Origin of the sequence: Methylorubrum rhodinum (assembly GCF_014199935.1) — a bacterium.
Lineage (GTDB): Bacteria > Pseudomonadota > Alphaproteobacteria > Rhizobiales > Beijerinckiaceae > Methylobacterium > Methylobacterium rhodinum.
This window is the reverse complement of sequence record NZ_JACHOP010000014.1, coordinates 16,780-33,795: the sequence shown is the minus strand read 5'-3', so window position 1 is coordinate 33,795 and position 17,016 is coordinate 16,780. Positions and strand designations below refer to the sequence as shown.

The window sequence follows — 17,016 nt, the reverse complement described above, 5'->3', positions numbered from 1 at the left end:
GTGTCGCATCTGCTTTTTAGGCAAGCCGAACCCCAATTTCCGGATCAATGCTCTAGCGATTGCCGTCGTGTCCTTGTCGATGAACGGGCATCATTACCTGATATACTTTCGTGGGGTCAAAAACTCCCTCTGGGCAGCCGGAAATCTTGCGAAACCTCACGCCGCAGCGAACCGACGGGAAACGGTGCGGACGGCACGCGCTCTCATGGCTGCCGCCCGCTGCTCGCGCCAGGGCTCGCCGGGGCGTGGGGTTTGGGCACCTCCACGCCGAGGCGCTTCACCGGCCAGCCGTCGCTCCAACGCTGCATGTCGCTGAAGGCCGGGTTGGCCTTGAGGCTGGCGGCGTCCTTGGCCGTGAAGGCGGCCGCCGCCGCCATGTCGAAGCTGCGCCAGAAGGCGAGGAAATCGAGGCTGTCGGCGCGCGCGTTGTTGATCTGGGCGACGAGCTGGGTCTGCTCGCCGGACAGCGCCATGTCGGCCGACCAGCGGAACGGCGGCGGCTTCTCGCCGGGCGGGTCCGGCGGCAGCTTGATCGCGCCCGAATCGTAGGCTGCGTCGAGCCCGGCGGGCGAGGCGAGCGTGGCAGTGAGCGCCGGGAAGCCGTGATCGTCCGACAGCGCCCGCACGAACAGCTTGCGCTCGGCCGGCACCGCGGTCGCATCGCGCAAGATCTTGCGCGCGGCGGCGTCGGCGGCGCGAGCGTCCTTGTCGCCGATCAGGGTGACGAGCATCGTGCCGGGATCGATGGTGTTCAGCTCACCCAGCGGGATGCCGCGGGACTTGGCGTCGCGGGCGATGCCGCCGGGCATCACCGCGAAGACGAGTTTCGGCGCGGGCAGGCCGTTCTGCGCGGCCTCCGCCGCGATGTGGGCGGCGAGCGGCGCGCCGGCCAGATGCCCGATCAGGGCGAGGCGGCCGGTATCGGGCTTGGCGTCGGCATCGCTCGCGAGGTCGGCGAGCGCCGACTTGACGAGGCGGGCTGCGATGGCCGGCGCGTCGGAGGGCTTGGTGCGGTTCAGTTCCTGGAAGCGGGGAAACAGCACCAGCCAGTCGTTGCGGGCGAGATGGTCGATCCAGGCGCCGTAGGCCTGCGGGTTGGCCGCGCCCCAGGCGTGCAGGAACACCGCCACCGGCCGCCCGCCGGAGGGCGCGGGGCCGGCCTTGTGGAACACGAAGGTGGCGGCGCTCGCCTTGCCGACCGCGCGCTTGGCGATGGTGGCGCTCTTGTCGCCGACGCCCCCCGGCCCCTCGGCGGGCTGCACCGGCGGCGTGGCGGCCTGCGCCGGCGCGGCCGCGAGGGCGGCCAGCATACCCATGATGGCGGGCATGGCGGCGAGGCCGAAACCGGACTTCGGGCGCATTTCACTCTCGAACGGCACGATCGGATCGGCCACACGGGGCCGTGACCGCCTGAATAGCAGATTCTCCGGGCGAGGCGACCGAAACGCCTGCGGTCCAAACCTCTTCATCCGAGGGGAATGCGCCCCTGGAACGTCCGACACCGCTGCATTCCCCGCCGACAACGGAAAAGCATCAATTTTTGCAGGTGTTTAGGTAAATTTCCGTCGCTATCTGGCGAGCTTCGGCTCGGACGTTCGAGCTTCCCGTCGGCAAAAGCCTAAACGTCTGCCCTTCCTGGCATTTTTTCGGCCTTCGCCAATGAGCGACGGCAAGCGATCCCCCGATAATCGAGAATCGCCCCAGCACCACCGGAGCGGCCGAGGACGCCCTTGCGGAACAGGTGGGGAACGTCTAGCCTGTTCGCGATTTGTTTTTCGACGATCGGGGAGCGCTTCGGCCGCCCCCGACAGCAGGTGCCGCATGCTGACCCGCAAGCAACTCGAACTGCTCCAGTTCATCCAGGCCCGGATGCAGGAGAGCGGCGTCCCCCCGTCCTTCGACGAGATGAAGGACGCGCTCGATCTCAAGTCGAAGTCCGGCATCCACCGCCTGATCATGGCCTTGGAGGAGCGCGGCTTCCTGCGCCGCCTGCCGAACCGGGCGCGTGCGCTCGAAATCCTGCGCATGCCCGAGGCGCCCGCCGCCAAGCCGGCCGCTCCCGCCGAACCGCGCCGCTTCACCCCGAGCGTGGTCGAGGGTGGGCTGTCCGGCAAGCCCCCCGCGCCGAAAGCGCCGCTCCTTCAGGCGCAGGACGGCGAGGGCCGTCCGGTGATCGTGCCGGTGATGGGCCGGATCGCCGCCGGTACGCCGATCTCGGCGATCGAGAGCCAGAGCCACACCATCGCGATGTCACCGGACTTCCTGGCCGGCGGCGAGCATTACGCGCTCGAGGTGCGGGGCGATTCGATGATCGAGGCCGGCATCCTCGACGGCGATCTGGTGGTGATCCACAAGCAGGAGACCGCCAACAACGGCGACATCATCGTCGCATTGATCGACGATGAGGAGGCGACCCTGAAGCGCCTGCGCCGCCGCGGCTCCTCGATCGCGCTGGAGGCCGCGAACCCGGCCTACGAGACCCGCGTGCTCGGGCCCGACCGGGTGCGCATCCAGGGCAAGCTCGTCAGCCTCGTGCGCCGCTACTGAAGCGATTCCGGCGACGGGTCGGCGGGCTCGGGTGCGAACGCACCGCCGGTCGCCGGAGGGGAGGGCGGCGGCCCGGTGGTGGGCCGCGCCTGCCAGGGTCTCGGCGTGCCGCTGCCTCGGGCGGTGACGATCTCGGGTCCCGCCGGGCCGAGGCGGATCGCGGTCGCGCCCTGCGCCGCGAGATGGGCCCGGTCGATGCGCAGCGGCGCGACGCAGCCCGGCGGGATGGTCAGGCGCGTGATCAGGATGTCGGCGCGGGCGCAATCCTCGGCAAAGGCGCGCTTGTCGGTGACCAGGGCGATCTTGCGGCCGTCCGTGGCCGTCATGGTGCAGCCGAGGCGGTCGCAGCGCACGTCCGGGCCGCCGCTCACGTCGGCGGCCGGGCGCGAATCGCCGTCCGCCTTCAGCCACTGCTCCAGCACGAAGGCCGGCGGCCTCCCGAGTACGGCGAGGCGCCCATCGGCCCCGCGGAGCGCCGCACCCGCGCCGTCGCGGTCGATGTAGAGGTCGAAGCGCGCCGGGGTCGCGGCCAGCGCCAGTCCGCAGGCGGCCGGCAGGACCGCGAGCGCCTTCAGCCGCGAGACCGGCAGGGTCGCGAGCAGAAGCGCGAGGGCAAGCAGCATCAGCGCCCCGGTGCCGAAGGCCGGCAGCACGACGTTGGCCTGACCGAAGCCGGCGATCCAGGCGGAGATGGCGAGCATGCCGCGCACGGCGAGCCCCATCAGCCACCAGACCGGTCGGTCGAGGGCGAAGGGGTAGGCGAGCATCCCGAGCACCGCCGCGGGCATCACCGCGAGCGAGACCAGCGGCAGCGTCAGCGCATTGCCGACGAGGCCGAAGGGCTGCACCGTCTGGAAATGGTAGGTCGCAAACGGCGCGGTGGCGATCTGCGCGACCAGCGTCGTCGCCAACGTGCCGACGCCGACCGTCATCAGCCAGGACAGGGCGCGGGCGGGCCACGAGCCGCCCTCCCGGCGAAAAAACCGCCCGTCGAGGAGCGGCGCGCAGGCGATCAGCCCGGCCACCGCTCCGAACGACATCTGGAAGCTCGGGCCGAGCAGCGACTCCGGCTCGCGGGCGAGCGCGAGGATGGCGGCGAGCGCGAGGTTGCGCATGCTGAGCGCCGGCCGGTCGACCAGGATCGCCCCGAGCATCACCAGCGTCATGATCAGCGCCCGCTCGGCCGCCACGTCCCAACCGGAGAACGCGCAGTAGGCGGTCACGCCCACCATGGCGACGCCGGCCGCGATCTTCTTGATCGGGACCGCGAGCGCCAGGATCGGCACGAGGGCGAGGCCCGCCCGCACCAGCCAGAACACCACGCCCGCGGCGAGCACCATGTGCAAGCCGGAGATGGAGACGACGTGGTAGATGCCGGCTGCCCGCAGCACGGCGTTGGTCTCCTCCGAGATCAGCCCGCGCTTGCCGGTCACCAGGGCGGCGGCGACCGCGCCGGCCTGTCCGCCGATCGCCTCGGTGATGCGGCGGGTCAGGACGTTGCGGGCCTCGTCGATCGACGCTCCCAGGCGCAGTTCGGTCGCCAGCGGCGCCGACGGTGGAAGAACCTCGACCTTGCCGGTGAGCGAGCCGACGGCGCCGATGCCGCGGAAATAGGCGTCGCGGGCGAAATCGTAGCCGCCGGGCCGCGCCGCTTCCGGCGGCGGCAGCAGGCGGGCGGTGGCGCGGAGGGAATCGCCCGGCCGCAACACTTGAGCCGTGCGGTAGGAGACGCGGACGCGGCGCGGGCGCGCCGCCTCGGACAGGTCGCCGAAGCTCTCGACCCGTACGATGAGCCGGGCGCCCCCCTCGCGCTCGTCCAGCGCCTCCACCACGCCGGTGAGCGGCGCGATGGTGGTGCGGGCGAGGACCGGTCCTGCGACCGAGGCGACGCGCCGGACGCCCGCGGCGAAGCCGAGGAAGGCGGCGGCGAGCCCCAGCATCACGCCGAGCCAGACCGGCCGCGCCCGCAGCAACGGCGTCAGTCCAAGGCAGAGGGCCGCCGCGATCAGCGGTGCGGCGAGGGAGGGCGTCCCGTCGGTCGCGGTGAAGAAGACGAGGATGCCGGCCCCGAAGGCGACGGCGAGCCACGGAAACAGCCGCCGCTGCTCCGCCTCGCGGGCGAGCCCGCCGCGGAACTCGGCCGCAGCAACCTCGAAGAACCGTGCGGCGGCGGGGAGGCGGCCGGCGGCGAGCGCGGGCAGCGCCCCCCGCACCGCCCTGCCGCTCTCCTCCGCCATGATGCCGCACCCCGTGCCGGCGCCGTGCCCATGCGGCGGGCACCGATGACGATTTCTTAACGCATCCGCATCCTCGTGCTACACGCCCGCGACAGAGCGGCCGCGGTCGCCCTCCCGAAATCCCACGTTTTATTCAAGAAAAGATCGATGTCGGCACCCGTCGTCACGCGCTTTGCGCCCTCGCCCACGGGCTTTCTCCATATCGGCGGCGCGCGCACGGCCCTGTTCAACTGGCTCTATGCCCGGCGCTTCGGCGGCAGGATGCTGCTGCGCATCGAGGACACCGACCGCGATCGCTCGACCCAAGGGGCCATCGACGCGATCCTCGACGGGATGCGCTGGCTCGGCCTCGATTGGGACGGGGAGGTGATCTACCAGTTCGCCCGCGCGGACCGCCACCGCGCGGTCGCCGAGAGCCTTCTGGCCTCCGGCAACGCCTACCATTGCTACGCCACCGCCGACGAGCTGACGCAGATGCGCGAGACCGCCCGCGCCGAGGGCCGGGCGCCGCGCTACGACGGGCGCTGGCGCGACCGCGACCCCGCCGAGGCGCCGGCCGGCGTCAAGCCGGTGATCCGCCTGCGCGCGCCGACCGAGGGCGAGACCGCGGTGGAGGACGGGGTGCAGGGCCGCGTCACCTGGGCCAACCGCGACCTCGACGACCTCGTGCTGCTGCGCTCCGACGGCACGCCGACCTACATGCTCGCCGTCGTGGTGGACGACCACGACATGGGCGTGACCCAGATCATCCGCGGCGACGACCACCTCACCAACGCCGCCCGCCAGAGCCAGATCTACCGCGCGCTCGGCTGGGACGTGCCGGCGATGGCGCATATCCCGCTGATCCACGGGGCGGACGGCGCCAAGCTGTCGAAGCGCCACGGCGCGCTCGGCGTCGAGGAGTACCGCGACCGCGGCTACCTTCCCGCGGCGCTGCGCAACTACCTCGTCCGCCTCGGCTGGAGCCACGGCGACCAGGAAATCTTCTCCACCGAGGAGATGGTCGCGGCCTTCGACCTGAAGGCGATCGGCCGGTCGGCGGCGCGGTTCGACTTCACCAAGCTCGAGAGCGTCAACGGCCTCTACATCCGCGGCAGCGATGATACCGCGCTGGTGGATGCCATCGAGGCGATCCTGCCGGCCCGCGGCCCCGAGCGCGGCCTGCCGACGGAGCTGACGCCGGCGTTGCGTGCAAAACTGATCGCGGCGATGCCGGGGCTGAAGGAGCGCGCCAAGACCCTGGTCGAACTCTTGGACAGCGCCTTCTACCTCTACGCCCCGCGCCCGCTGGCGCTCGACGCCAAGGCGGAGGCGCTGCTGGCGGGCGAGGCGCCGGAGCGGCTGCGCGCCCTGATTCCCGCCCTCGAGACGCTGCCCGAGTGGTCGGCGGCGGCCACCGAGGCCGCGGTACGTCGCTTCGCCGAGGAGGCCGGGGTCAAGCTCGGACAGATCGCCCAGCCGCTGCGGGCGGCGCTGACCGGGCGGGCGACCTCGCCGCCGGTCTTCGACGTGCTGGCCGTGCTCGGCCGCGACGAGTCGCTGGCGCGGCTGCGGGATCGCGTCGCGGCCTGAGGCCGGGCTGCTGCACCGCCGGTGACAAATCGGCCCGGATCTCGCATCTGCGAAGGACGGGTGGCACCCGCCCGTTGCTGGGCGGGAGCCGATCCGCTAACCCGGTATTCCAGTGAGCAGGCGCAGCGTCCCGCTGCGGCGCCACAACGGAGCGGGAGGCGGTTCGGCTTCCGGTCCGGTGCTGTCCCCGTCGCGAGAAAGGTCCGCGTTCCCATGAGCGCTTCCGCCAGCACCATCATCGTGGGCGACAAACACGTCGAGCTCCCCGTCAAGTCCGGTACCATCGGCCCCGACGTGGTCGATATCGGCAAGCTCTACGCCCAGACCGGCAAGTTCACCTTCGATCCGGGCTTCACCTCCACCGCCTCCTGCGAATCGAAGATCACCTATATCGACGGCGACGAGGGCATTCTGCTCTATCGCGGCTACCCGATCGAGCAACTCGCCGAGCAGGGCGACTTCCTCGAGACCGCCTACCTGATGCTGTTCGGCCAGTTGCCGACCTCGGCCCAGAAGGCCGATTTCGACTACCGCGTCACGCGCCACACCATGGTGCACGACCAGATGAACCGCTTCTTCCAGGGCTTCCGCCGCGACGCCCACCCGATGGCGGTGATGGTGGCCTGCGTCGGCGCGCTCTCGGCCTTCTACCACGACTCGACCGACATCTCGGACGAGAACCAGCGCATGATCGCCTCCTTGCGCATGATCGCCAAGATGCCGACGCTCGCGGCGATGGCCTACAAGTACACCATCGGCCAGCCGTTCGTGTATCCAAAGAACGACCTCGACTACACCTCGAATTTCCTGCGGATGTGCTTCGCGGTGCCGTGCGAGGAATACGTCATCAACCCGATCTACGCCCGCGCGCTGGACAAGATCTTCATCCTGCACGCCGACCACGAGCAGAACGCCTCGACCTCGACGGTGCGTCTGGCGGGCTCGTCGGGCGCCAACCCGTTCGCCTGCATCGCCGCCGGCATCGCCTGCCTGTGGGGGCCGGCCCATGGCGGCGCCAACGAGGCGGCGCTCAAGATGCTGACGGAGATCGGGCATCCCGAGAACGTGCAGAAATACGTCGCCAAGGCGAAGGACAAGAACGATCCCTTCCGCCTGATGGGCTTCGGCCACCGGGTCTACAAGAACTACGACCCGCGCGCTCGGATCATGCAGAAGACCACCCACGAGGTGCTGAACGAACTCGGGCTGAAGGACGACCTGCTCGAAGTCGCGGTGCAGCTCGAGCAGATCGCGCTCAAGGACGAATACTTCATCGAGAAGAAGCTCTACCCGAACATCGATTTCTACTCGGGCATCACGCTCAAGGCGCTCGGCTTCCCGACCTCGATGTTCACGGTGCTGTTCGCGCTGGCCCGCACGGTCGGCTGGATCGCGCAGTGGGCCGAGATGATCGAGGATCCGTCCCAGAAGATCGGTCGCCCGCGCCAGCTCTATGTCGGCCCGGACCGCCGCGACTACGTGGCGATCGGCCAGCGCGGCTGAGACGTTCGACGGCCCCGGCCCCCGGAAGACGAGCGTGACCTTCGGCACACGCCGCCTTCCGGGGCCGATGCGGGTGCGGACAGGGGCCGAAGACTTGCGCTAGAGCCGTATCCGTCCTGATTGCATCAGGCCGGCGGCTCTCGGTCCTTGTTTTGCCGCGCATTCTCCCGACGAACCGGTGTCCACTTCGTCGGAATGCGCTCTAAGGAACCACGGGGCGAGAGGCCGCTCCGCAGGGGCGCATTCGCGTTGCATCACGCCACCGGACTCATCTCGATCATCGCGCTGGGGCTGGTCGGCGCCTTCATCGGCGGCATGGCGGCGCAGAAGCTTCGGCTGCCGCCGCTGGTCGGCTACCTCGTGGCCGGGATCGCGATCGGGCCGTTCACGCCGGGCTTCGTCGGCGACCCGGAGCTCGCAGCCCAACTCGCCGAACTCGGCGTGATCCTGCTGATGTTCGGCGTCGGCCTGCACTTCTCGCTCAAGGACCTGATGGCGGTGCGCGCCATCGCGCTGCCCGGCGCCGTGGTGCAGATCGCCGCCGCCACCGCCATGGGGGCGGGGCTCGCCGCCGCCTTCGGCTGGTCGCTCGGGGCCGGCATCGTGTTCGGGCTGGCGCTCTCGGTCGCCAGCACCGTCGTGCTGCTGCGGGCCCTCGAAGGGCGGGGCCTGCTCGACAGCGACAAGGGCCGCATCGCGGTGGGCTGGCTCATCGTCGAGGACCTCGCCATGGTGCTGGCGCTGGTGCTGCTGCCCGCGCTCGCGCCCTCCCTCGGCGGCGTGGCGCCCCAGAACGCCCAGGGCGGCGCGCTCCTCGGCCTGTGGACGACGCTGGGGCTGACGCTCGCCAAGGTCGGCGTGTTCATGGCCGTGATGCTGATCGGCGGGCGGCGCTTCGTGCCGTATCTGCTCGGGCTCGCGGCGCGCACCGGCTCGCGCGAGCTGTTCACGCTGGCGGTGCTGGCCTCGGCGGTCGGCATCGCCTTCGCCTCGTCCGAATTGTTCGGCGTGTCCTTCGCGCTCGGCGCCTTCTTCGCCGGCATGGTGCTCGCCGAATCCGACCTTAGCCATCAGGCCGCGGCTGATTCCCTGCCGTTGCAGGACGCCTTCGCGGTCCTGTTCTTCGTCTCGGTCGGGATGCTGTTCGACCCCGGCATCCTGATTCGCGAGCCGCTGTCCGTGCTCGGCGTCCTCGGCGTCATCGTCGTCGGCAAGTCGCTCGCGGCCATCGCCATCGTGCTGGCCTTCGGGCATCCCGTCGGCACCGCGCTCACCATCGCTGCGAGTCTGGCGCAGATCGGCGAGTTCTCGTTCATCCTGGCCGGGCTCGGCATCAGTCTGAAGCTGCTGCCGGAGCCCGGCCGCGACCTGATCCTCGGCGGCGCGCTGCTCTCGATCACCCTCAACCCGCTGTTCTTCGCGCTGGCCGAGCGGGCCTCGGCGTGGCTCGGCGAGCGGCCCGAATTGCGCCGCCGAATGGAGCGTCGGCACGCCGCCGCCCTGCCGGTGGCCGGGCACGGGCCGGGGATGCGCGGCCACGCGGTGCTCGTCGGCTACGGCCGGGTCGGCAGCGCCATCGCCGGGGCGCTCGCCGATTGGAACCTGCCCTACGTCGTGGTCGAGCGCGACCGCCGCCGGGTCGAGGAACTGCGGGCCGAGGGCGTGCCCGCGGTGTTCGGCGAGGCCGGCGCGCCGGGCATCTTGGAGGCCGCCGACATCGCCTCCGCCCGCCTCCTCGTCGTCGCCACGCCCGATTCGCACCAGGGCCGACGCCTGCTGGCCAAGGCGCGGGCGGCCAACCCCGGCATCGACAGCGTGGTGCGCACCCACAGCGACGCCGAGCGGCGCCGCCTGGAGGAGGACGGCGTCGGCCTCGTGCTCATGGCCGAACGCGAACTGGCCCTCGGCATGATGACCTACGCCCTGCGCAGCCTCGGCGTGCGCGAGGGCGAGGCCCGCCTGTTCGTGGACACCAGCCGCACCGAGAGCCAGGTCGCCCCCTCGACCGAGCCGGAGCTTCCCGCCCCCGAACTGCGCCAGCGCCGGGACGAGACGGAGTAACCACCCCCCGTCAAGGCTGGCTGCACGCCATCGCCGCGGCGGCCTGGGTCACGCTGAGCGCCCGGCGCCGCGTCTCCAGCGGCACCGAGGGATCGTCCGAGACGAGGGTCGCCTCGCGCCGGAGCGTCGCGTCGCAGGCGCAGGAGCTGTAGCCGGCGGTGCCGTAGCAGGCATCGTGGCGCATGCAGGCGGCGTCGAGCGCGTCGATCGGCGCAATCCCCTCGCCGCGGTTGCCCTTGCCGCAGTAATGGCCGTGGAACAGCGCGCGGCCGGCCAGCACGTTGACGAGTTCACCCTTCGGCGGCGCGGGCGCCTCGGTGCGGCCGCCAGGATTCAACTCGTTGGCCGGTCCGCCCGCCCGCGAGCCGGAGGCCCGCAGGGATTTGGGGATGCCGGAGCGCTCGTCGGGCTCGTTCAGCGCCGTGCCGGCGCGCCCGTTCGGGTCGGCGAGATCGGGCAGGGGCGGGGGCGGGCCGGGGGCTACGTCGTCCTCGGTCGCCGGCACCTCCTCGACGATGCTCGGCGCCGCGGAGCCTTGAGCGAGCGCCGCCTGCGGCGCGGCCAGAAGCATCGTTGCGAGAAGGACGAGGGCGGGGCGCAAGGCGGGCTCCATTGGCGGCCTCCTCAACGCGAGGCGTCAGTCTCCCGTTCCGGCCCGGCTCAATGCAACGCTTTGCCGGCCTCGCGACTTTCTGAAGGGATTTCCTCGAAAGGTCGAAGCCCCCATGCCGGTTCGTCTCATGCTGTCCGCCGCCCTCCTCACCGGCCTCGCCTCGGCGGCGCTCGCCGCGCCGATGTCGCCGGAAGACAAGGCGGTGCTGCAGCAGCAATGCATGGGCGACTTCACCCTCCACTGCGCCGGCCTGCCGCCCGAGGACGGCCCCGAGGTCCAGGCCTGCTTCCAGAAGAACATGGCCAAGCTCTCGCCGGGCTGCCAGAACGCGATCCAGACCTTCAAGCAACAGGGCAAGAAGGGCTGATTGTCGAGCCTTCGCGGATTGCCGCGGACCTTCGGCTCCCGCCTCTCTCCGTCGTGGCGAGGCGGAGCCGAAGCAATCCAGCGCTCCGCATGGTCAGGAAAAGTCGCGCGCGGCCCCGTCGTCGGCGTGGTCTCACCGTCTCCGCAGAACGCGCGCCCTGGATCGCTTCGGCGCCGCCTCGCGATGACAGTGTGGGTTGGAAGGCCGGGCGGGCGTTTCCGGGCCCCCTCTCATCCTCAGCTCGACTTCGGCCAATCGGGCTGTGTCTTTTCGGGGTGATGAAGGGGGTGTGACGGGTAGGCTTGAGGTGTCCCCGCCAAGAGACGCCCGATGCCGGTCCTGCCTGCCCGCTTCGCCGGGATCATCCTGGCGTTCGCGCCGCTGTTCGTCCACCGCTCGTGGCGGCACGCCCAGGCGCGGCACGCTCAACCCCTGCTGATCGGCGCTCCTGTGCCCTCTGCACAGTCGCATGTTTGGCCAAAGTCGAGCTCAGGATGAGAGTGTGGATGGGAGCAAGGCCACCAAGGGAATCAGAAGTCCCCGAAACGGTCGTTGCGGCTCGGCTCGTAGCAGGTGAAGCCGACGAAGCAGGCCGGGGTGTCGCGGGCCGGCACGAAGGCGCGGCGGCCGATCTCGGTCGGCTCGCAGAAATTGCGGTCGCGCACGAAGCGGTCGTAGGTCTGGCCGCCGGTGCCGAGCACCGCCGCACCCTGGCGCAGCACCACGTTGCGAGCCTGGGCGCAGGTGAGGTCGACGGTCGAGAGGCGCTGGGCCACCGCTTGCGTCAGACCGGCGGCGAGCAGGGCGGTGGCGAGGGCGAGGCGCATGGGACTCGATCCGGGAGAGAGCGAATTGCCCTCTCAACGGGCCGGCCTCACGGATGTATCCCGTCGAGGTGGGGCAGCAGAACGACGCTCTCCTGCTCGTTCGGGTCGGTGCGGGCGATGATCGCCGTGCAGGGCTCGGTGGCGCTCGGATTGTAGGGCAGGTGCGGCACGCCCGCCGGGATGTAGAGATAGTCGCCGGGCTTCAGCTCGGCGTGGTGCTCCAACGCTTCACCCCACCACATCCGGGAGATGCCGCTGAGCGCGTAGATCGCGGTCTCGTGGCCCTCGTGCTTGTGCGCCTTGGCCCGCGCGCCGGGCGGGATCGTCACCATCTGGAGGTGCAGGCCCCGGGCGCCGACCGATTCCGCCGAGATGCCGGGGGCGTAGAGCAGGTCCTGCTTGCCGGTGAAGGTCTCGCCCGGACGCACGACGCGGCAGACGGGGTCGGTCATCGCCTCACAGGTCCCCGAAGGCGAACTGTCCCTGCGGCGCCGGCTTGCGCGGGGCCGCCTTCGCCCCCGCTTTGGCGCCCGACTTCGCCACGGTCTTGCCCGCCGACTTGCCGATGACCCGCGTCGGGCGCGGCTTCGGGTCGGCGCGCATGCGGGCCTTGGCCCGGTCGCGGGCGACGGCCTCGGGGGCGTGCGGATCGTCGTCGAGCCACTTGCCGCGCTTCAGCACCTCGTTGACCCGGCCCTGGTTGACCCCGACCTTGAAGGCGATCTCCTGCTGGGTCATGCCGGTGGCGGCGTGCAGTTCCTGGATCTGGCGGGCGAGTTCGGGCGTCATCTTCTGGCCGGTCAGGCGGCGGGCCGGGCGGATCGTGCGGGTCTGCCGGTCGCGCTCGCGCAGGCGCTCCAAGAGGGCGAGCGCCATGTGCATGCCGTGCTCGCGCAAGGCCTCCTCGAACTCCTTCAGCGTCGCCATGTCCGGCTCCTCGCCCGATCTCGAAACGGGCCTGCCGGCGAAACGCCGCGCTCATGCCCGAAGTTGCCGGCCAGGAGACGCGCGCGCGATGGGCGTGGCAAGGGGCAAAACGCGAACACGGCCGCCTTTCCACCACGGATGCCCGTCGCGACCCTGCCGGCTTGGCACCGAGCGACCGGCTCGGGTAAACCGCTGGCGCCCCAGGATCGCGCGAGAGCCGTTTCGACATGATCAGCCCCATCCTCCCGGTCTCCCGCAGCGAGGCGAATCCGGGGGTGCCCGGCCTGGTCGAGGCGTTGGAGAGCGGCTCGGTGCTGGTGTTCCGCGATCTCGACTTCCCCCTGGACACGTTCGAGCAACGCTTCGTCGAGCGTCCGTTCGCCGACGGCAAGGCCAAGAACGTCGCGATTCGCAGCGAGACCGCCGAATTGCGCGGCGCCGCGGGCAGCGAAGAGGAGCAGGCGCGGCTCCGCGCCCTGCTGGTGCGCTACCGTCGCTTTGCGGAAGAGCTGATCGCCACCTACCTCCCGGCCTATGCCGGCAAGGTGAGCCTCGCCGGCACCTCCTACCGCCCGTTCGACGTCGACAAGCGCAAGTTGAGCTGGCGGCGCGACGACACCCGCATGCACGTCGATGCCTTCCCTTCGAACCCGATCGGCGAGCGGCGCATCCTGCGCATCTTCCGCAACATCAACGCCGAGGGGCAACCGCGCCACTGGCGCGTCGGCGAGGGCTTCGGCGAGATGGCGGAAAAATTCCTGCCGAAGCTTCCGGGCTATTCCGGCCTCTCGGCGAGCCTGCTCGCCGCGCTCAAGATCACCAAGGCCAAGCGCTCGGAATACGACCACCTGATGCTGCACCTGCACGACGCCCTGAAGCGCGACCTCGATTATCAGGCCCGCGCCCCGCAGGCGGACGTGCATTTCCAGCCCGGCGAGACCTGGGTGACCTTTTCGGACCTCGTGATGCACGGTGCCATGGGCGGGCGCTACATGCTGGAGCAGACCGGCTATCTCGCGGTCGCCGATCAGGCCGACCCTGAGAAGGCGCCGCAGCGGATACTTGCGAGGAAGCTGGGGCGGCCGCTCAAGCACTGAGCGGGCACGCGGTCATTTCGCTGCTGCGGGCGCGTCATGGGTGCCGGTGAAATCCCGCCACAGCAAAATCAGCGCCGCCATCACTGCCGGCCCGACGAACAGGCCGACGAGCCCGAAAGTCTCGACGCCACCGAGAATCCCGAGCAGCACCCACAGGAACGGCAGGCGGGTGGTGCCGCCGATCAGCGCCGGCCGCACGACGTGGTCGGCGACGAAGGTAATGACGAAGCCCGCCGCCACGACGACGACGGCCGGCACCACGGCCCCCTTCGCCACCAGCAGCAATGCGGCGAGCCCGAAGGCCAGGGGCGCGCCGAACGGGATCATCGCGGCGACCGCCGTCACCGCTCCGAGCAGCACCGGGTGCGGCACGTCCGCGAAATAGTAGACGATCCCGAGGAGCACGCCCTCGCCGAGGCCGACCAGCACGAGGCCGTCGACGGTCCCGTGGACGGAGGCCGCCATCTGCCGGGCGACACGCTCGCCGTGCGGACCGAACAGGCGCCGGCTCGCCCTGAGCCCCTGCTCGGCGAGCGCCCGGCCGTCGCGGAACAGGAAGAACAGGGCGAGCAGGCAGAAGCCGACGAGCACCACCCGGTGGACGATGCCCTTGCCGACGGTGCGGCCGAAATCGCGGTTCGAGGCGGTGTTGAGCCGCTCGCTCAGTTCCTGCGCCCAGCCGGCATGCGCCAGATGCGCGTTCCACCAATCGGCGACGGCTTGCGCGCCGTAGGGCAGGTGGGCGACGAAATCCGGCACCGGAATGCCGTTGCGCTCGGCCTCGCGGGCATAGGCCAGGACGTCGTGCGCCTCGCGCAGGGCCTCGACCGCGAGCGCCACCACCGGCAGCAGCAGCGCGAGCGCCACGAGCCCGGTGAAGAGCGCCGGCCACAGGATGTCGTGCCGTCCCGGCGGAAATCGCCGCCGGGCGCGCGCGTAGAGCGGCCACAGGGCCACCGCGAGCACCACGGCCCAGACCAGTGCGCGCAAGAAGTCCGACAGGATGTAGAGGCCGAGCCCGAGCAGGGCGACCGTCAGGGCGGCGCGGAAGAAACGTTGCGTCCGCTCGCTCTCCCGATGGTCCGGGGAGAGGGGCCGCGGCCCGGTTTCGGTGGTGGGGGACATGGGCCGGCTCTCGCGACGCCGCCGCGACGGAGCGGTGCGCCGGCCAACCTATGGCGAGGGCGGGCGCGGACCAGCCCTCGTGCGTGCCGGGCTCAAGCGGCGCGGTCGCGGCCTGCCGCCTTGGCCCGGTAGAGCGCGGCATCGGCCCGCTCGATCGCCTGCGCGAAGTCGCGGTCGCCGGGCTCGACCGCGGCGATGCCGAGGCTGATCGTCCAGGGTGGAAGGTCCGAGGCGCGGCGGATGGCGTGGCGGACCTCGTCGGCGAGCCAGCTCGCCTCGGCCCGGCTCTGGTCCGGCAGGACCATCACGAATTCGTCACCGCCGAGCCGGGCGATCTCGGCGCCCTCGGGCAGCACGGTGCGAGCGCTCGCGACGAGCGCGGTCAGGATGCGGTCACCCGCCCCGTGGCCGTGCCGGTCGTTGATCGTCTTGAAGTGATCGACGTCGAGCACGATCACCGCATGGCCCGGCCGTAGCAGGCGCGGCGCCAGCGCCGCGAGGCCCGCCCGGTTCCAGGCGCCCGTCAGCGGATCACGCAGGGCCGCCTCCCGCAGGCGCGCCTGCGCCCGCTCGCCCGGCATGGCGATGAGGCCGAGATTGAGCACCGCGAGGAGGAGCTGGTCGGCGAGCATCGGGATCAGCGCCGCCATGTTCACGCTCGCGACGCCGAAGGCCTCCGCCGTGATCGCCGCGAGGAAGCAGGGGATGTAGGCGAGATAGGCGGCCCCGGCGATGCGCCGGCCCGGCGACGCCGCGCCCCGACCCCCGAAGACGAGGAGGCCGCCGGTGATCGCCATCGTCAGGATACTGCCGCAGGTGCCGCCGATGCGGGCGGCTGCGCTGTCCGCGCCGAACAGGTGGGCGGGCACGCCGTAGCCGAAGCCGGAGACCAGGATCGGCAGGATGAGCCAGAGCGGGAACGGCGCCAGCCCGTCGAAGCGGCGCACCCCCGACAGCGACAGGAGCGTGCTCGCCGAGAGCAAGGCGTAGAGCAGGCCGTCCTGAAGCGGCGTGTGCCCCGAGATGTCGAAGCTGAGGATGGTGAGCGTGTAGAGCAGCGAACTCGCCGCCCAATACAGCAGGTAGACCGCGTCGCGCTGCCCGAGCCAGAGACGGGCGAACACGCCGAAGAAGGCGAAGCTCGCCAGCATGCTGCACAGGCGCAGGGTCTGGATGTCCGGTAGATCGGGCATGGACCGCGACGGAAGGCCTTCTCGAAGGTGATCGCCGAATCGGACGATGCGGCAGGGTCGTCAGGAAATTGTTAAGGACACGGAGAACGGTGACGGCCGCTCCGGCCTCGGAGGACGGATCGCAACGGCCCGATCGACACATAATGCAATTGCGGCGCTGCCATGGCCCATCTTAGGATCGCTGCGCCCGCCTATCGTTCGGACGACCGCCTTCGCCCGAGGAAATCGGAACAGATTGCGAACGAGCCCTTGACCACATCGGCGCACGGGGCCACTGTTCATGGAACGTTCCAGACCCGATTCGCCCCCTCGCGGCGGCGCCCAGGCAGGAGGTCTCCATGCTCGAGATCGGTTTCGACGGCGATGTCTTCGACCGGACCGAGGACGCGGTGCGGCCGGCGGTGGCGCGGCCGACCGTCGATCCGGACTGGCGCCTGCGGGAGGACGGGCTGGAGCACAAGGGCACCGGCTACTTCATCGCCCGCGAGGAGATCGACTACCGCCGCGGCGACGGGCTCTGGACCTGGCCGATGCAGCTCGCCGAGAAGGCGTGGTGTGCGCCGACCGGTTTTCGCCGCTCGTTCCTGGCGGCGCTCGACCGCTACGGCGTCGCCTCGGACGCGTCGCTCGCCCGCTCCTTCGCCATCGGCTTCGGCCTGCACGATCCCGGCCAGCGCAAGAACGACGGCTTCGTCGCGTTGGGCGAGCTGGTGCGGCCCCGCAGCCCCGAGCGCAAGCGCGCCGCCGCGGCCGAGGCCCGCCGCCCGGCCCGCGAACGCCCCCGCACCGAGCCGCGGGTGCTGGCGCACGCGCCCTGAGGCCGTTCCTGGCAATGACCTCGGCTTCCGCCTCACTCCGTCATCGCGAGGCGAAGCCATGACGAGGTTGGACGGCTTGAGTCAGGCGCGCCGAGTCCATCGCGCGAGCACCGCTGCTTGCAGAAGGAA

At 70.9% G+C, this 17,016-nt stretch carries 15 protein-coding genes; 7 read left to right on the top strand and 8 right to left on the bottom strand.

Translation table 11 applies throughout. The annotated features are described in order from the left end of the window. Nucleotides 1-203: 203 nt before the first annotated feature. Nucleotides 204-1,361 carry an alpha/beta hydrolase gene (locus HNR00_RS15675; protein WP_183571084.1) on the bottom strand — a complete coding sequence of 386 codons (1,158 nt, stop codon included), beginning with the start codon at nucleotides 1,359-1,361 and terminating at the stop codon, nucleotides 204-206. 460 nt (nucleotides 1,362-1,821) lie between these two features. On the opposite strand from HNR00_RS15675, the gene lexA reads away from it, so the two are divergent. After that, the gene (lexA, locus tag HNR00_RS15670) at nucleotides 1,822-2,547 is read left to right on the top strand and encodes a transcriptional repressor LexA (protein ID WP_183570944.1); all 726 of its coding nucleotides are present in this window, start codon (nucleotides 1,822-1,824) and stop codon (nucleotides 2,545-2,547) included. Here lexA and HNR00_RS15665 read toward each other — a convergent pair. Continuing rightward, a complete protein-coding gene (locus HNR00_RS15665) occupies nucleotides 2,541-4,784 on the bottom strand; it encodes a ComEC/Rec2 family competence protein (RefSeq protein ID WP_183570942.1) in 2,244 nt (747 codons plus the stop codon). The genes lexA and HNR00_RS15665 overlap by 7 nt on opposite strands. A gap of 147 nt (nucleotides 4,785-4,931) precedes the next feature. Here HNR00_RS15665 and gltX point away from each other — a divergent pair, with 147 nt between their 5' ends. From gltX to HNR00_RS15650, 3 genes are all read left to right on the top strand, one after another. Next, on the top strand, nucleotides 4,932-6,356 hold the full coding sequence (gene gltX / locus HNR00_RS15660; RefSeq protein WP_183570939.1) for a glutamate--tRNA ligase: 1,425 nt from the start codon (nucleotides 4,932-4,934) through the stop codon (nucleotides 6,354-6,356). 213 nt (nucleotides 6,357-6,569) lie between these two features. Continuing rightward, nucleotides 6,570-7,859: a citrate synthase gene (gltA, locus tag HNR00_RS15655; protein ID WP_183570937.1), complete on the top strand. Its 1,290-nt coding sequence runs from the start codon at nucleotides 6,570-6,572 to the stop codon at nucleotides 7,857-7,859. Between the two features lie 249 nt (nucleotides 7,860-8,108). Further along, nucleotides 8,109-9,920, top strand: coding sequence for a cation:proton antiporter domain-containing protein (locus HNR00_RS15650; RefSeq protein WP_183570935.1), 1,812 nt, complete (start codon nucleotides 8,109-8,111; stop codon nucleotides 9,918-9,920). 10 nt (nucleotides 9,921-9,930) lie between these two features. Here the strand turns inward: HNR00_RS15650 and HNR00_RS15645 are convergent, their stop codons facing one another. Further along, the gene (locus HNR00_RS15645) at nucleotides 9,931-10,533 is read right to left on the bottom strand and encodes a phospholipase A2 family protein (protein ID WP_246390700.1); all 603 of its coding nucleotides are present in this window, start codon (nucleotides 10,531-10,533) and stop codon (nucleotides 9,931-9,933) included. A gap of 112 nt (nucleotides 10,534-10,645) precedes the next feature. Between HNR00_RS15645 and HNR00_RS15640 the strand changes: the two genes are divergently transcribed. Further along, nucleotides 10,646-10,900 carry a hypothetical protein gene (locus HNR00_RS15640; protein WP_056245438.1) on the top strand — a complete coding sequence of 85 codons (255 nt, stop codon included), beginning with the start codon at nucleotides 10,646-10,648 and terminating at the stop codon, nucleotides 10,898-10,900. Between the two features lie 530 nt (nucleotides 10,901-11,430). On the opposite strand, the gene HNR00_RS15635 is transcribed toward HNR00_RS15640, so the two are convergent. Genes HNR00_RS15635 through HNR00_RS15625 form a run of 3 tightly spaced genes read right to left on the bottom strand, consistent with a single transcriptional unit; the run spans nucleotide 11,431 to nucleotide 12,654 of the window. Next, nucleotides 11,431-11,727: a hypothetical protein gene (locus HNR00_RS15635; RefSeq protein ID WP_183570933.1), complete on the bottom strand. Its 297-nt coding sequence runs from the start codon at nucleotides 11,725-11,727 to the stop codon at nucleotides 11,431-11,433. A gap of 47 nt (nucleotides 11,728-11,774) precedes the next feature. Beyond that, a complete protein-coding gene (locus HNR00_RS15630) occupies nucleotides 11,775-12,179 on the bottom strand; it encodes a cupin domain-containing protein (protein WP_183570931.1) in 405 nt (134 codons plus the stop codon). A gap of 4 nt (nucleotides 12,180-12,183) precedes the next feature. Next, entirely contained in the window at nucleotides 12,184-12,654 is a 471-nt protein-coding gene (locus HNR00_RS15625) for an RNA polymerase subunit sigma-70 (protein ID WP_183570929.1), read from the bottom strand. Between the two features lie 227 nt (nucleotides 12,655-12,881). Here HNR00_RS15625 and kdoO point away from each other — a divergent pair, with 227 nt between their 5' ends. Then, nucleotides 12,882-13,751 carry a Kdo hydroxylase KdoO gene (gene kdoO, locus HNR00_RS15620; RefSeq protein ID WP_183570927.1) on the top strand — a complete coding sequence of 290 codons (870 nt, stop codon included), beginning with the start codon at nucleotides 12,882-12,884 and terminating at the stop codon, nucleotides 13,749-13,751. Nucleotides 13,752-13,763: 12 nt separating this feature from the next. Here kdoO and HNR00_RS15615 read toward each other — a convergent pair whose 3' ends face one another. Further along, on the bottom strand, nucleotides 13,764-14,876 hold the full coding sequence (locus HNR00_RS15615) for an AI-2E family transporter (RefSeq protein WP_183570925.1): 1,113 nt from the start codon (nucleotides 14,874-14,876) through the stop codon (nucleotides 13,764-13,766). 92 nt (nucleotides 14,877-14,968) lie between these two features. Further along, nucleotides 14,969-16,069, bottom strand: coding sequence for a GGDEF domain-containing protein (locus tag HNR00_RS15610; RefSeq protein ID WP_183570923.1), 1,101 nt, complete (start codon nucleotides 16,067-16,069; stop codon nucleotides 14,969-14,971). A gap of 338 nt (nucleotides 16,070-16,407) precedes the next feature. Here HNR00_RS15610 and HNR00_RS15605 point away from each other — a divergent pair, with 338 nt between their 5' ends. Continuing rightward, entirely contained in the window at nucleotides 16,408-16,887 is a 480-nt protein-coding gene (locus HNR00_RS15605) for a hypothetical protein (RefSeq protein ID WP_183570921.1), read from the top strand. Nucleotides 16,888-17,016: the final 129 nt, after the last annotated feature.